This window comes from Caldovatus sediminis (assembly GCF_014644455.1).
Taxonomy (GTDB): Bacteria; Pseudomonadota; Alphaproteobacteria; order Acetobacterales; family Acetobacteraceae; genus Caldovatus; species Caldovatus sediminis.
Genome location: NZ_BMKS01000017.1, coordinates 15682 through 29759 on the forward strand (window position 1 = coordinate 15682; position 14078 = coordinate 29759).

Here is a 14078-nt window from a genome sequence, read left to right on the forward strand (position 1 = left end):
CGCTGCGGCCTCGCGGCCGCGGGCGCTCAGGCCATCGGCACCATCACGTGCCTGCGGTAGGCGGGCCGCTGCCCGAGGCGCTCGTACCAGCCGCGCAGGTTCTTCCGCTCCGCCCGCGCGACCGGCAGGTTGAACCAGCGGTGGGCCTGGATGCCGAGCGCGATGTCGGCGATCGTGAACGCCGCCCCCGCGATGAACTCGCGCCCGGCGAGCCGCGCATCCAGGATGCCCCACAGCTCCTCCGCGGCGTCCCTGGCCCTGGCCGCGGCCGCGAGGTCGCGGTCCTCCTCCGGCGTCCGCACATAGGTGAAGAACAGCGTCGTCATCGGCCCGGTCACGCGCGAGAGCTGCCAGTCCATCCAGCGCTCGACCTCCGCCCGCTCGCGCGGCGCGGCGGGGTAGAGCGCGGCGCCGCCGGGGCGCGTGTTGCACAGGTAGCGGAGGATGGTGTTGCTCTCCCACAGCGTGAAGCCGTCCTCCTCCTCGATGGTGGGGACGAGGGCGTTCGGGTTCTTCGCCAGGTAGTCCGGGTCCCGGGTGCGGCCGAAGGCGCCGCCGGCGTCGATGCGGTCGTAGGTCACGCCCAGCTCGTCGCAGAGCCAGAGCACCTTCATCACGTTGCTCGAGCTCGTCCGGCCCCAGATCGTCAGCATGGCGCGCCTCCCTCCTGCCGCTGCGGGGCCGTCACGGTAGGGGCGCCGCGGGGGGCGGGTCCAGTTGCGCCGGAGGCGGGGAGGGGCAATGTAGCCCCGCCATGGACCCTTCCGTCCCCACCGCCCTCCTGGTCGCCGCGCTCGCCGCCGCCGCGCCGCTCTTCGCGCAGGGCAGCGAGGACTGGTGGGGGCTCGCCCCCTGCGAGCTCTGCCTCTGGCAGCGCTGGCCCTACTGGGTCGCGGCGGGGCTCGCCCTGGGGGCGGCGCTGCTGGTCGGCCGGGCGCGGCGCGTGCTGCTCGGCCTCGCCGGGGTCGCCGTGCTCGCCTCGGGCGCGATCGCGGTGCTGCACGTCGGGGTGGAGCAGGACTGGTGGCCCTCGCCGCTGCCGGGATGCCAGGTGCCGACCGCCTCGGGCACCGCCCCGACGAGCGTCGAGGAGCTGATGCGCGGGCTTGCCGCGGCGCCGACCAAGCCCTGCGACGCGCCGACCTTCCTGATCGAGGGGGTGCCGATCTCCATGGCCGGCATGAACCTGCTCTACGCCCTCGGCCTCGGCGGCTTCACCCTGTTCCTCGCGGGGCGGAGGCCGCGCCGGTGAGCGCCGTGCCCGCGGGGGAGGGGGCCCCGCCGCGCGCCGCCACCGGCGAGCCCCGCCTGCCGGGCGACCCCACGCCCCGCGAGGTCGTGGCGCGCGCGATCCGCGTGGACCATGCGGGGGAATACGGCGCGAAGCGCATCTACGAGGGCCAGATCGCGGTGCTGCGCGGCACGCGCTGGGAGCCGATGCTGCGCCACATGCAGGCGCAGGAGCAGCACCACCTCGACACCTTCGCGCGCCTGATCGCCGAGCGGCGCGTGCGCCCGACCGCGCTGCTGCCGCTCTGGCACGTCGCCGGCTTCGCGCTCGGCGCGGCGACGGCGCTGCTGGGCCACCGCGCCGCCATGGCCTGCACCGTCGCCGTCGAGGAGGCGATAGACGAGCACTACCGCGCGCAGGAGGCCGCGCTCGGCGAGGACGAGGCGGCGCTCCGCGCCGACATCGCGCGCTTCCGCGCCGAGGAGCTGGAGCACCGCGACATCGGCCTCGCCCACGAGGCGGAGCGGGCGCCCGCCTACCGCCTGCTCTCGGCGGCGATCAGGGCCGGCTGCAGGGTCGCGATCCGGCTGAGCGAGCGGATCTGACCCGGCCGGCGCCGCCGTCCCCTTCGCTTCCGACGCCCGGGCGGGGTATCCTCGCCCGCGGGAGAGGCTCACGAGGGAGACCCGCAGCGCCATGGCGGAGACGCAGCAGCCCCCGCGCCTGACCCCGGGCGATCCCGCCCCCTGGTTCACCGCCGCGTGCGGCGCGAACCCGCACTACGTCTTCTCCTCCGTCGCCGGGCGCTACGTGGTGCTGTGCTTCCTGGCCTCGGCCGGGCGGCCGGAGGCGCGGCCGGCGCTCGCCGCCATCGCGGCGCACCGCGCGCTGTTCGACGACCGGCGCATCGCCCTGTTCTGCGTCACCCTCGACCCGGAGGACCGGCGCCAGGGCCGGCTGGTGCAGTCCCTGCCCGGCATCCGCCACTTCTGGGACTTCGACGGCGCGGTGAGCCGGCTCTACGGCGCCCTCATGCCGGCGCCGCCGCCCGAGCCGGACCGCATCGGCGACGGCGCCGGCGGCGGGGCGCGCGCGCTGTCCCGGCCGTTCTGGGTCGTGCTCGATCCGACGCTGCGGGTGCTGGCCGTGCGGCCGCTGGCCGAGGCGGAGGCGGTGATGCGCGACCTCGCCGCGCTGCCGCCGCCGGAGCGGCACGCCGGCGTCGCCGCGCCCTGGGCCCCGGTGCTGCTGGTGCCGCGGGTGTTCGAGCCGGAGTTCTGCCGCCACCTGATCGGCCTCTACGAGCGGCACGGCGGCCAGCCCTCGGGCTTCATGCGCGAGGTGGACGGCCGGACCGTGGCGGTGCACGACCCCGCCCACAAGCGCCGCGCCGACTACGTCATCGAGGACGAGGCGGCGAGGGCGGCGGCGCGGGCGCGCATCGTCCGGCGCCTGCTGCCGGAGATCGAGAAGGCCTTCCAGTTCCGCGCCACGCGCATGGAGCGCTACATCGTCGCCTGCTACGACGCGGCCGAGCAGGGCCACTTCGCCGCCCACCGCGACAACACCACGCGGGGCACGGCGCACCGCAGGTTCGCGGTGACGCTGAACCTCAACGCCGAGGAATACGAGGGCGGGGAGCTGCGGTTCCCGGAGTTCGGCACGCGCAGCTACCGCGCCCCGACCGGGGGCGCGGTGGTGTTCTCCTGCTCGCTGCTGCACGAGGCGCTGCCGGTGACCAAGGGGCGGCGCTACGTCTTCCTGCCCTTCCTCTACGACGAGGCGGGCGCGCGGCTCCGCGAGGCGAACAGCGCCTATCTGGGCGAGGGGGTCGGCGAATACCGCAGGGGCGGGGCCACGGCAGGCGCATAGAGCCGTTTTCGCCCGGCCGTGCCCGCTGCAACGGCTCCCGCTCGTCGTCTGCCGAGCAGATTCTTCGCGCTCCCGGCCGTTTCCAGCCGTCCGCGATCTGCCCTAGCGCCGGCGGCGCGCGCCTGGCGCGGGCGCAGGGGGCGCCGTGGCGTTGCCCGCCGCACCGCGGTGGCCCCCGTCCTCCAGCAGGACATCCCGGAGGACCACCGCCTCGTTGTGCGCCTCGTCCCGGGCCGCGAACAGCAGGGTGAGCGGACCCCGGCCGGCCAGCTCGTGCAGGGCGGCGAGAGCCTCGGGCCGGTGCTCGAGCTCCGCGCGGTACTTCTCGCGGAAGGCGGGCCAGCGGGAGGGCTCGTGCCCGAACCATCGGCGCAGCGCGGTGCTCGGCGCGACGTCCTTGAACCAGGCGGTCAGCGCGGCGCGCTCCTTGCTGATGCCGCGCGGCCACAGCCGATCCACCAGGATCCGCGCGCCGTCACCGGGCTCGGGAGGGTCGTAGATCCGCTTCAGCCGAATGTTCCGGCCGGCAACCATGGCAGCCACCCGTCACCGGCGGTCACCATAGATTCCGCCCGGGACACGGGTCAAAGGCGGCCGGCACGCTCCGCCGCGGGCGGCGCGCCGGGGTGCGGCGCGTGCCGCGCATGGCCGGTCAGGAACGGCCGCGCGCCGCGCGGTCTGGCCTTCCGCTCGCCCGGCTGGCATAGGGACGGTCACGCTGCGCCGCAGCACGTCACCGCAGCAGGCCGGACCCGTTCGCCCATGCCCCTGCCACCCGCCGCCGCGAGACGGCAGCTCCTGCACACCCGCAGCCTCGTCATGCGCGGCTACCAGCGCGAGGACGGGCTCTACGACATCGAGGGGCAGCTCACCGACACCAAGACCGAGCCCTTCGAGACCATGGACCGCGGCCCGGTCGCGCCGGGCGAGCCGCTGCACGGCATGTGGCTGCGCCTGACGGTGGACGAGGCGATGCTGATCCACGACGTCGAGGCGGTCTCGGACCACACGCCCTACGCCGTCTGCCCGGCGGCGGCGGCGAACTTCAAGCGCCTCGTCGGCCTGCGCATCGGCCCGGGCTTCACCCGCGCGGTGCGGGAGCGGGTGGGCGGCACGGCGGGCTGCACGCACCTGCGCGAGATGCTCGGCCAGCTCGCCACCGTCGCCTACCAGACCATCGGCGGGCGCAGCGGCAGCGGCAGCCCGGGGCTGGTGGACACCTGCCTCGCCTGGGCGGCGGACGGGCCGGTGGTGCGGGCGCGCTTCCCGGAGGCGGCGAAGGCGGCCGCCGCGGCGACGAAGCGGGCGGCGGAGTAGCGGCCGCTGGCCGCGGCGCCGGCCTGGCCGGCTCGACGGGACGCGGCGGCGGCCCCATCTTGGTCGTGACGCCGAACTGCCGCGGGGCCGGTGCCCCGACGCCGCCCTCCGCCGGATCGAACCGCCGCCGATGAACCTGCTCGCCGCGCCCCCGGTGCTGTTCTTCCCGCAGAAGCGCCCGCCGCCGCCCGCGGAGCGGCGGCTCAAGGTCGTTTCGCCCTTCGAGCCGAGCGGCGACCAGCCGCAGGCGATCCGCGAGCTGGTCGAGGGCCTCGCGCGCGGCGAGCGCGACCAGGTGCTGCTCGGCGTCACCGGCTCCGGCAAGACCTTCACCATGGCGAAGGTGATCGAGGCGGTGCAGCGCCCGACGCTGATCCTCGCCCCGAACAAGACCCTGGCCGCGCAGCTCTACGGCGAGATGAAGGCGTTCTTCCCGGAGAACGCGGTGGAGTACTTCGTCTCCTACTACGACTACTACCAGCCGGAGGCCTACGTCCCGCGCACCGACACCTACATCGAGAAGGACGCGCAGATCAACGAGCAGATCGACCGCATGCGCCACGCCGCGACGCAGGCGCTGCTCGAGCGCAGCGACGTGGTGATCGTCGCCTCCGTCTCCTGCATCTACGGCATCGGCTCGGTCGAGACCTACTCGCGCATGGTGGTGCGGCTCGCCAGGGGCGGGCGGATCGAGCGCGACGCGCTGGTGCGCGGCCTGGTCGAGCAGCAGTACCGGCGCAACGACGCCGCCTTCCAGCGCGGCACCTTCCGCATCCGCGGCGAGACGGTGGACGTCTGGCCCTCGCACCTCGAGGACCGCGCCTGGCGCGTCTCGCTCTTCGGCGACGAGATCGAGGCGCTGCGCGAGTTCGACCCGCTGACCGGCGAGGTCACCGCCGAGATGGCCTCCGTCGCCATCTACGCCAACAGCCACTACGTCACGCCGCGGCCGACGCTCCGGCAGGCGATCGCGCAGATCAAGGCGGAGCTGAAGCAGCGCCTCGCCGAGCTGGAGGCCGCGGGCAGGCTGCTCGAGGCGCAGCGGCTCGAGCAGCGCACCATGTTCGACATCGAGATGCTGGAGACGACCGGCTCCTGCAAGGGGATCGAGAACTACTCGCGCTACCTCACCGGCCGCAACCCCGGCGAGCCGCCGCCGACCCTGTTCGAGTACCTGCCGGAGAACGCGCTGCTGATCGTGGACGAGAGCCACGTCACCGTCCCCCAGCTCGGCGGCATGTTCCGCGGCGACTACAACCGCAAGAGCGTGCTCGCCGAGTACGGCTTCCGCCTGCCGAGCTGCGTGGACAACCGCCCGCTGCGCTTCGAGGAGTGGGACGCCTACCGCCCGGCGACGATCTTCGTCAGCGCCACGCCGGGTCCGTGGGAGCTGGAGCGCACCGGCGGCGCCTTCGCCGAGCAGGTGATCCGCCCCACGGGGCTGATAGACCCGGTCTGCGTCGTGCGCCCGGTCGAGGGCCAGGTGGACGACCTGCTCGCCGAGTGCCGCGATGTCGCCGCGAGGGGCGGGCGCGTCCTGGTCACGACCCTCACCAAGCGCATGGCCGAGGACCTGACCGAGTACATGGCCGAGGCGGGCATCAGGGTGCGCTACCTGCACTCGGACGTGGACACGCTGGAGCGGATCGAGATCATCCGCGACCTCCGCCTCGGCGTGTTCGACGTGCTGGTCGGGATCAACCTGCTGCGCGAGGGGCTCGACATCCCCGAATGCATGCTGGTCGCGATCCTCGACGCCGACAAGGAGGGCTTCCTGCGCTCCACGACCAGCCTGATCCAGACCATCGGCCGCGCCGCGCGCAACGCGGAGGGGCGGGTGATCCTCTACGCCGACACCATGACGGACTCGCTCCGCCGCGCGCTGGAGGAGACGAAGCGCCGCCGCGCCAAGCAGATGGCCTGGAACGAGGCGCACGGCATCACGCCGCAGACCATCAGGCGCCAGATCGCCGACGTGCTGCAGAGCGTCTACGAGCAGGACTACGTGACGGTCGAGGCGGTCGAGGACTCGGAGAGCGCGACCGAGTTCGTCGGCAAGGACCTGCGCGCGACGATCGCGGAGCTCGAGAAGCGCATGCGCGCCGCGGCGGCGGAGCTGGAGTTCGAGGAGGCGGCGCGGCTGCGCGACGAGATCAGGCGGCTGGAGGCGCTGGAGCTCGGCCTGGACGCGCCGCCGGCCGCGCGCCCGCGGGGCGGCGGCGCGCGGGACTGGCGGCCGCAGCCGCTCGGGCCGGGCGGCGGCGGCCACGAGCCGAGGCGGGGCCGGCAGCGGCCGGCGGCGCCGCAGCGCGCCGGCGGCGGGCGTGGCGGGCGCCGCCGTGGCTGAGCCGGCCCGCGCCGCCCCGGAGGGCGCCGCCGCGGCCTGGCCGGTCGCGGACTCGATCCCGCGCGCGGCGCTGGTCACGGGCGGCGCCCGGCGCCTCGGGCGGGCGATGGTGCGGGCGCTCGCCGAGGCGGGCTTCGACGTCGCCGTGCACTACGGCCGCAGCGCCGCGGAGGCCGAGGCGGCGGCGGCGGAGGTGCGCGCGCGCGGCCGCGCCGCCGTCGCCCTCGGCGCCGACCTCGCGCGGGAGGCGCAGACCGCGGCGCTGCTCGGGCGCGCCGCCGAGGCGCTCGGCGGCCCGATCGGCGTGCTGGTCAACAACGCCAGCGTCTTCGAGCGCGACGAGTGGCACGACGCGACGCGCGCGAGCTGGGACGCGCATCTCGAGCCGAACCTGCGCGCGCCCTTCGTGCTGACGCAGGCGTTCGCCCGCGCCCTGCCGGAGGCGGCGGAGGGCGTGGTGGTCAACATGCTCGACCAGCGGGTGTGGTCCGTCACGCCGCACTTCGTCTCCTACACCGTCTCCAAGGTGGGGCTCTGGGGGCTGACGCGGAGCCTCGCCCTCGCGCTCGCGCCGCGCATCCGGGTGAACGCGATCGGCCCCGGCCCCGCCCTGCCCTCGAAGCGGCAGACGCCGGAGCAGTTCGCGCGGCAATGCGCCTCCACGCCGCTGCGGCGCGGCACCTCGCCGGAGGAGGTGGCGCGGGCGCTGCGCGCGATCCTCGCCCTGCCCTCGATGACGGGGCAGATGATCGCGCTCGACGGCGGGCAGCACCTGCAGTGGTCGCCCTCGCGCGCCGCCGGGACGGTGCCGGAATGAGCGGCGACGCGGCGCGCGGCGAGGGCTTCGCGCCGGACGCGGCGCGCGGGCTGCGCCTCGTCTTCGTGCGCGGGCTCGAGGTGCGCGCGCGCCTCGGCGTGCATCCGCACGAGGAGCGCGCGCCGCAGCGCGTGCGCATCGCCATCGAGGCGGCGGTCGAGGACGACGCCGCGCCCGACGGCATCGGCGCCGATCGGCTCGCCCGCGTCGTGGACTACGGCCGGCTGGCGGAGACGGCGCGGCGCGCCGCGACCGAGGGGCATGTGCGGCTGGCCGAGACGCTGGCCGAGCGCATCGCCCTCGCCGTGCTGGCCGAGCAGCCGCGGGTGCGGGCGGTGCGGGTGACGGTCGAGAAGCCGGACGCCGTCGCCGACGCCGAGTCGGTCGGCGTCGCCGTCGAGCGGCAGCGGCGCCGGCAGCGACCTTAGGCGGCCCTGGAAGGGTTCGGCGCACGTTTTGTCCACCGCCGTCACGGCTGCGCGAGCCGCCCACGCCGCGTCAATCGCGAAGTTGCTCTTGACGCATGACGCGAGCGGCCCGCAGTCGTAACTTAACGGTATTTCAACGGCTTAAGGAGCTGGTACGGGTTTGCACAAAAACCGGGCAGTCAAATGTGACCGGCGTGTGACCGCCGCCGGAACCGGATTGGGCAATCTCCTTCCACAGAGTTTTCCACAGCTTTGGTGGACAAGCGCGGGCTTGAGCCGCGCCTTCCGGCGGCATAGGTCAGCGCCATGGCAGCGGTGAACGAATCGGGGACAGGCCGGCGCGACGCCGCGCCCGTCCTCGAAGGCATGCGGGTGATCGAGACCGCGCTTCCGACCCTGCCGCTCTCGCCGGGCGTCTATCGCATGCTCGATGCGCGCGGCGAGGCGCTCTATGTCGGCAAGGCGCGCGCCCTGCGCCGGCGGGTCGCCGCCTACACGCGGATCGGCCGCCTGCCCGAGCGCCTGCGCCGCATGGTGCACGAGACGCGCAGCCTGGAGGTGGTCACCACCGCCTCCGAGGCCGAGGCGCTGCTGCTCGAGGCCAACCTCATCAAGCGCCTGCGCCCGCGCTACAACATCGTGCTGCGGGACGACAAGTCCTACCCCTGGCTGGTGCTGACCGAGGACCACCCCTACCCGCAGATCGCCAAGCACCGCGGCGAGCGCCGCAAGGGCGCGAGCTACTTCGGCCCCTTCGCCTCGGCCTGGGCGGTGAACCAGACGCTGACCGCGCTGCAGCGCGTCTTCCTGCTGCGCTCCTGCCGCGACACGGTGTTCGAGAGCCGCGACCGGCCCTGCCTGCTCCACCAGATCCGGCGCTGCTCGGCGCCCTGCGTCGGGCGCATCGCGCGCGAGGACTACGCCGCGCTGGTGCGCGAGGCGAAGGAGTTCCTCTCCGGCGGCACGCCCTCCATCCAGCGGCGCCTGGCGCAGGAGATGGAGGAGGCGGCGGAGCGTCTCGAATTCGAGCGCGCCGCCGCGATCCGCGACCGCATCCGCGGCCTGACGCACGTGCAGGGGCGCGACCGGATCAACATGGAGGGCGTCGGCGACGCGGACGTGATCGCGCTGCACCAGCTCGCCGGCCAGTCCTGCGTGCAGGTCTTCTTCTTCCGCGGCGGCCGCAACAACGGCAACCGTCCGTTCTTCCTCAGCCACGCCAGGGCCGGGCAGCGCGAGGGCGAGGTCCTGCAGAGCTTCGTCGCCCAGCTCTACGACGACCTGGCGCCGCCGCCGCTCGTCCTGCTCAGCCACGAGCTGCCGGAGCAGGCGCTGGTCGCCGAGGCGCTCGCCACCCGCGCCGGCCGCAGGGTCGAGCTGCACCGGCCGCAGCGCGGCGACAAGCGCGCCGCCGTCGAGCACGCCCTGGCCAACGCGCGCGAGGCGCTGGAGCGCCGCCTGGCCGAGGGCACGGCGCAGGAGGCGCTGCTGCAGGGCGTGGCGAAGCTGTTCGACCTCCCCTCCGCGCCGGAGCGGATCGAGGTCTACGACAACAGCCACATCCAGGGCGCCAACGCCTACGGCGTGATGATCGCCGCCGGCCCGGCCGGCTTCCTCAAGCACGCCTACCGCAAGTTCGGCATCAGGGGCCCCGCGAGGCCGGGCGACGACTTCGCCATGATGCGCGAGGTGTTCGAGCGCCGCTTCGGCCGCGCCGCGAAGGAGGACCCGCTGCGCGAATCCGGCGCCTGGCCCGACCTCGTGCTGATTGATGGCGGCCTCGGCCAGCTCAACGCCGCGCGCGCGGTGCTGAACGAGCTCGGCTGCCACGACCTCCCGGTGGTCGCCATCGCGAAGGGCGCGGACCGCGACGCCGGGCGCGAATGGTTCCACCAGGCGGGACGCGCGCCCTTCCAGCTCCCGCCGCGCGATCCGGTTCTCTACTATCTGCAGCGCCTGCGCGACGAGGCGCACCGCTTCGCCGTCACCACGCACCGCGCCGGCCGCTCGAGATCGCTGGTGCGGAGCGAGCTCGACGAGGTGCCGGGCGTCGGCCCCGCGACCAAGCGCGCGCTGCTGAACCATTTCGGCTCGGTGCGCGCCGTCAAGCAGGCCGGCCTTGCCGATCTCGAGAACTGCCCCGGCGTCGGGGCGGCGCTGGCGCGGCGCATCCACGGGCATTTCCACCCCGGCGCCGTCGCCGCTAGAACCCCCGGCTGAACCGCACCCGAGCGCCGCCGGACAGCCCCGTGCCGACCGACCTTCCGAACCTGCTCACCCTCTCGCGCATCGCCGCGATCCCGCTCGTGGTGCTGTTCGCCTCGCTCGAGCGGCCCTGGGCGGACCTCGCCGCCTGCGTCGTCTTCTCCCTCGCCGCCATCACCGACTACTTCGACGGCAGGATCGCGCGGCAGCGCCGGCAGATCAGCTCCTTCGGGCGCATGCTCGACCCGATCGCCGACAAGCTGCTGGTCGGCGCGGCGCTGATGCTGCTCGCCGGGCACGGCCGGCTCTCGGACTACGGGCTGTATCCCGCGATCGTGATCCTGCTGCGCGAGATCCTGGTCTCGGGCCTGCGCGAGTTCCTCGCCGGCATCAGGCTCGGCCTGCCGGTGACGCGGCTGGCCAAGTGGAAGACGGGATTCCAGATGGGCGCGCTGGGCACGCTGCTCGCCGGCGACTCCGGGGCGGGGGTGATCTTCCTCGACGTCCTGCCCATCTCGCTCATCGGCGAGGCGATGCTGTGGACCGCGGCGGTGCTGACCCTGGCGACCGGTTGGGACTACCTCCAGGCCGGGCTGCGCCACGCGGCGGGCGAGCGCCATGCGGCGGCCGCGTCATCGGCGCACCATCCCGGCCCGGTCGAGGCGCTGCCCGCCGCCGGCGCGGCGCGCCCGGTCGAGGCCACCGATCCGCCCGCGGTGCGGCCTTGAGCGGCCCGGACCGGCGGCGCATGGTGCGGGGCGGCGGCGAGCCGGAGGGACCTGGGGGAGCGCGGGCGGCATGATCGGCGACGGCGGCAAGGGAATGGTGGCGGCGCTGGCGAGCGGCGATGCCGGAGCGCGACGACGCGCCGTCGCGGCCGGCGTCCTGGCGGCGTCCGCGCTGGCCCTGCCGGGCTGCGCGGCGCTCGACGTCACGCCCCCCTGGGCGCCCGTGGGCGCCCGCGTGGTGGACATGGACAGCCTGACGGTGCGGCGCGTCACCGGCGGCGGGGCCGCCGAGGTGCCCGTCCCGCCGCTGACCCCCGAGCCGGGCGACATATGGCCGCTCCAGGAGGCGCCGCGGGTCACCCTCGCCGATCCGGCTGACGCCCTGCGCGACATCCCGCCCTACCGGCCCGAGGGGATGCGCGCCGAGCCGCCTCCGCCTGCCGAGCAGCGACCCCCGCCCCCGGCGCGGCGCCCGGCGCGCCGCGGCAGCTCCTCGGCCCCGCCGCCACCGCCGGAGCCGAGAGCCGAGCTTCGCCTCCCGGCGCAGCCGCCGGCCCTGCCGGTGACGCCCCCTCCGGCGCGGGTCGAGGGGCGCGTCATCCCCTATCCGGGCGGCCAGGCGGTCACGACGGGCGGGACGGAGCAGTACCAGACCTTCGGTGAGCCCGGCACCGCCGGGGGCGGCGTCGCCGTCCCCGAAGGCCCGACGACGGTCCTGATCGGGCCCGACGGGCGGGTGCGGGTCGTGCCGACGCCGCGCTGAGCGGGCGCCGCCGGATGCCGCCGACCCCGCCCCGCCTCCCGACCCCGGCGCGACCGGTGCGCGGCGCGTGAGGGAGAGCCCGATGCGCGTGCTCTATTTCGCCTGGCTGCGGCAGAAGGTCGGCGTCGCCGAGGAGGAGGCCGCGCCGCCTGCGGACGTGCGCGACGTCGCGGGCCTGATCCGCTGGCTCGCCGCGCGCAGCCCCGGCCACGCCGCCGCCTTCGCCGATCCGCGCCAGGTGCGCGCGGCGGTGAACCAGGAATTCGCCACCCCCGACACGCCGGTCGCGCCGGGCGACGAGGTGGCGTTCTTCCCGCCGGTGACGGGAGGCTGAGACAGGCCATGGCGACGGTCCGGGTGCAGGAGGCGCTGTTCGACCTGGCGGCGGAGACCGCCGCGCTGACCGCCGGGCGCAGCGATGTCGGCGCCGTGGCGAGCTTCCTCGGCGTCTGCCGCGCCGACGACGGGCTCAGCGCGATGGTGCTCGAGCACTATCCGGCGATGACCGAGCGCGCGCTGCGGCGCATCGCGGCGGAGGCCGAGGCGCGCTGGCCGCTCACCGGCTGCACGGTGATCCACCGGGTCGGACGCATCCTGGCCGGCGAGCCGATCGTGCTGGTGCTGACCGCGAGCGCGCATCGCGCCGCGGCGCTCGAGAGCTGCGCCTTCCTGATCGACTGGCTCAAGACCCGCGCCCCGTTCTGGAAGTGCGAGGAATTCGCGGACGGCGAGCGGCGCTGGGTCGCGGCGCGCGCGGAGGACGAGGCGGCGGCGGCGCGCTGGGGCGGGGCGGGCGCGGATGCGCCGGCCCGCCGACGGGAACCGGAACGCGCGGCCGGATGATCGCGCCGCCCACGCGCTCGCGCGCGGGCGGCGTCCTCGCCGTGATCGCCGGCGCGGCGCTGCTGGTCTGGCCGGCCTTCCTCAACGGCTACCCGATCGTCTTCAGCGACACCGGGGCCTTCCTCGCGCAGACCCTCGTGCCGCTGATGATCTGGGACAAGCCCTACGTCTACGGGCCGTTCCTCCACCTGTTCCACCAGCGCCTCTCGCTCTGGGGACCGCTCGTCGCGCAGGGCCTGGTCCTGTCGCACCTGCTGTGGGTGACGCAGCGCGCGCTGCGCGGCACCGCCTCGCCCGCGGGCCACCTGGCGGTGACGGCCGGCCTCGCGGCGCTGACGAGCGCGCCCTGGACGGCGGCCTTCCTGATGCCGGACCTCTTCGCGCCGGTGACGGTGCTCGGCCTGTTCCTGCTCGGCCTGGCGCGCGACCGGCTCGGCCGCGGCGAGGCGTGGTATCTCGGCGCGCTCGCCACCCTCGCGATCGCCTCGCATCTCGCGCATCTCGTTGTCGCGGCGGGCGTGATCGCGGCCGTGTCCGTGCTGAGCCGGCGGGCGCGTCCGGCGCTGCGCGCCGTGGCGCCGCTCGGCGCGGCGCTGGCGCTGCTGCTCGCGAGCAACGCGATCGGGCATGGCCGGCTCGCGGTCTCGCCCTACGGCGCGACCTTCCTGCTGGCGCGGCTGCAGGACGACGGACCGGCGACGCGCACGCTGCGCGCGCTCTGCCCCGGCGCCGGCTGGCGGCTCTGCGGCTTCCTCGACCGCCTGCCGATGGATTCGGACGAGTTCCTGTGGTCGCCCGAAAGCCCGCTCTACCGCGAGCCGGACGGCACGCCGCTGCCGGGGGGCATGCCCGGCGGCGCGCGGATGGCGCCGGAGGCGCAGGCAATCCTGGCCGCGACGCTCCGGCGCGAGCCGCTCGGCGTGGCGGCGGCGATGCTGCGCAACACGCTGCGGCAGCTGCTCGCCGCGCGGGTCGGCGACACGCTGCACGACCGCTTCCTCGCCCTGATCCCCGGACGCGAGATCGCCGCGCATTTCCCGGCGCGCGAGCTGGCGGCCTACCGCGCGGGGGCGCAGAAGCGCGGCGTGCTGGAGGCGCGGGCGGCGCCCTTGCTCGCGCCGCACCTGCCGGTGCTGGTCCTGGCCGCCCTGCTGCTGCCGCTCGCCCTGTGGCGGGCGGCGCGGGCGGGGGAGGGGCTCCGGCTCGGGCTGCTGGCCTGCGTGCTGGCCGGGCTCCTCGCCAACGCCTTCGCCACGGGCGCGCTGAGCGGGCCGCACGACCGCTACCAGGCGCGCATCGTCTGGCTGCTGCCGCTTGCCGTCGGGCTGACGCTGTGGCCGGCGGCCGGGGAGGGGGGAGGGCGGGTCCGGGCGGCCGCGGCGCAGGAGGGGCGCGCGGGGTGCCCGGCTGGAACCGCCGGTGGAAACATGCGCCTGCGGAAAGGCGCGGCGGAGCGGGAGGAAGAGGGTTCCCTTCTTCTAGTATCCAGTATTCATTGATCGCATATTCGTGATCCGCCATCGCAGC

Annotated in this window: 15 protein-coding genes; 13 read left to right on the forward strand and 2 right to left on the reverse strand. The window is 75.3% G+C overall.

Annotated elements, in window-relative coordinates; translation table 11 throughout:
* Positions 1-26: 26 nt before the first annotated feature.
* Positions 27-653 (reverse strand): glutathione S-transferase family protein, encoded by a 627-nt coding sequence (locus IEX99_RS19210; protein ID WP_188903305.1) that lies wholly within the window; start codon positions 651-653, stop codon positions 27-29.
* A 101-nt stretch (positions 654-754) separates the two neighbouring features.
* On the opposite strand from IEX99_RS19210, the gene IEX99_RS22585 reads away from it, so the two are divergent.
* From IEX99_RS22585 to IEX99_RS19220, 3 genes are all read left to right on the forward strand, one after another.
* Entirely contained in the window at positions 755-1252 is a 498-nt protein-coding gene (locus IEX99_RS22585; RefSeq protein ID WP_229678151.1) for a disulfide bond formation protein B, read from the forward strand.
* Complete coding sequence (locus IEX99_RS19215; RefSeq protein ID WP_229678152.1) at positions 1249-1836, forward strand: demethoxyubiquinone hydroxylase family protein; 588 nt, start codon at positions 1249-1251, stop codon at positions 1834-1836. The genes IEX99_RS22585 and IEX99_RS19215 overlap by 4 nt, the downstream gene beginning before the upstream one ends.
* A 91-nt stretch (positions 1837-1927) precedes the next feature.
* A complete protein-coding gene (locus IEX99_RS19220; RefSeq protein WP_188903309.1) occupies positions 1928-3103 on the forward strand; it encodes a 2OG-Fe(II) oxygenase in 1176 nt (391 codons plus the stop codon).
* A 102-nt stretch (positions 3104-3205) separates the two neighbouring features.
* Here IEX99_RS19220 and IEX99_RS19225 read toward each other — a convergent pair whose 3' ends face one another.
* Positions 3206-3637, reverse strand: a complete 432-nt coding sequence (locus IEX99_RS19225) for a DUF488 domain-containing protein (RefSeq protein ID WP_188903311.1) — start codon at positions 3635-3637, stop codon at positions 3206-3208.
* A 228-nt stretch (positions 3638-3865) separates the two neighbouring features.
* Between IEX99_RS19225 and IEX99_RS19230 the strand changes: the two genes are divergently transcribed.
* From IEX99_RS19230 to IEX99_RS19275, 10 genes are all read left to right on the forward strand, one after another.
* Positions 3866-4420, forward strand: a complete 555-nt coding sequence (locus tag IEX99_RS19230) for a DUF2889 domain-containing protein (RefSeq protein ID WP_188903312.1) — start codon at positions 3866-3868, stop codon at positions 4418-4420.
* A gap of 130 nt (positions 4421-4550) precedes the next feature.
* Positions 4551-6767 carry an excinuclease ABC subunit UvrB gene (uvrB, locus tag IEX99_RS19235; protein WP_188903314.1) on the forward strand — a complete coding sequence of 739 codons (2217 nt, stop codon included), beginning with the start codon at positions 4551-4553 and terminating at the stop codon, positions 6765-6767.
* On the forward strand, positions 6760-7584 hold the full coding sequence (locus IEX99_RS19240) for an SDR family oxidoreductase (RefSeq protein ID WP_188903316.1): 825 nt from the start codon (positions 6760-6762) through the stop codon (positions 7582-7584). The genes uvrB and IEX99_RS19240 overlap by 8 nt, the downstream gene beginning before the upstream one ends.
* On the forward strand, positions 7581-8012 hold the full coding sequence (gene folB / locus IEX99_RS19245; RefSeq protein WP_188903318.1) for a dihydroneopterin aldolase: 432 nt from the start codon (positions 7581-7583) through the stop codon (positions 8010-8012). Before IEX99_RS19240 ends, folB begins: the two co-directional genes overlap by 4 nt.
* A gap of 306 nt (positions 8013-8318) precedes the next feature.
* Positions 8319-10232 (forward strand): excinuclease ABC subunit UvrC, encoded by a 1914-nt coding sequence (uvrC, locus tag IEX99_RS19250; RefSeq protein ID WP_188903320.1) that lies wholly within the window; start codon positions 8319-8321, stop codon positions 10230-10232.
* 29 nt (positions 10233-10261) lie between these two features.
* Positions 10262-10945, forward strand: a complete 684-nt coding sequence (gene pgsA, locus IEX99_RS19255; RefSeq protein ID WP_188903322.1) for a CDP-diacylglycerol--glycerol-3-phosphate 3-phosphatidyltransferase — start codon at positions 10262-10264, stop codon at positions 10943-10945.
* A 70-nt stretch (positions 10946-11015) separates the two neighbouring features.
* Entirely contained in the window at positions 11016-11708 is a 693-nt protein-coding gene (locus IEX99_RS19260; protein ID WP_188903324.1) for a hypothetical protein, read from the forward strand.
* Between the two features lie 82 nt (positions 11709-11790).
* Complete coding sequence (gene moaD, locus IEX99_RS19265) at positions 11791-12042, forward strand: molybdopterin converting factor subunit 1 (RefSeq protein ID WP_188903326.1); 252 nt, start codon at positions 11791-11793, stop codon at positions 12040-12042.
* A gap of 8 nt (positions 12043-12050) precedes the next feature.
* Positions 12051-12551: a molybdenum cofactor biosynthesis protein MoaE gene (locus tag IEX99_RS19270; RefSeq protein ID WP_188903328.1), complete on the forward strand. Its 501-nt coding sequence runs from the start codon at positions 12051-12053 to the stop codon at positions 12549-12551.
* Positions 12548-14050, forward strand: a complete 1503-nt coding sequence (locus tag IEX99_RS19275) for a hypothetical protein (RefSeq protein WP_188903330.1) — start codon at positions 12548-12550, stop codon at positions 14048-14050. The genes IEX99_RS19270 and IEX99_RS19275 overlap by 4 nt, the downstream gene beginning before the upstream one ends.
* Positions 14051-14078: the final 28 nt, after the last annotated feature.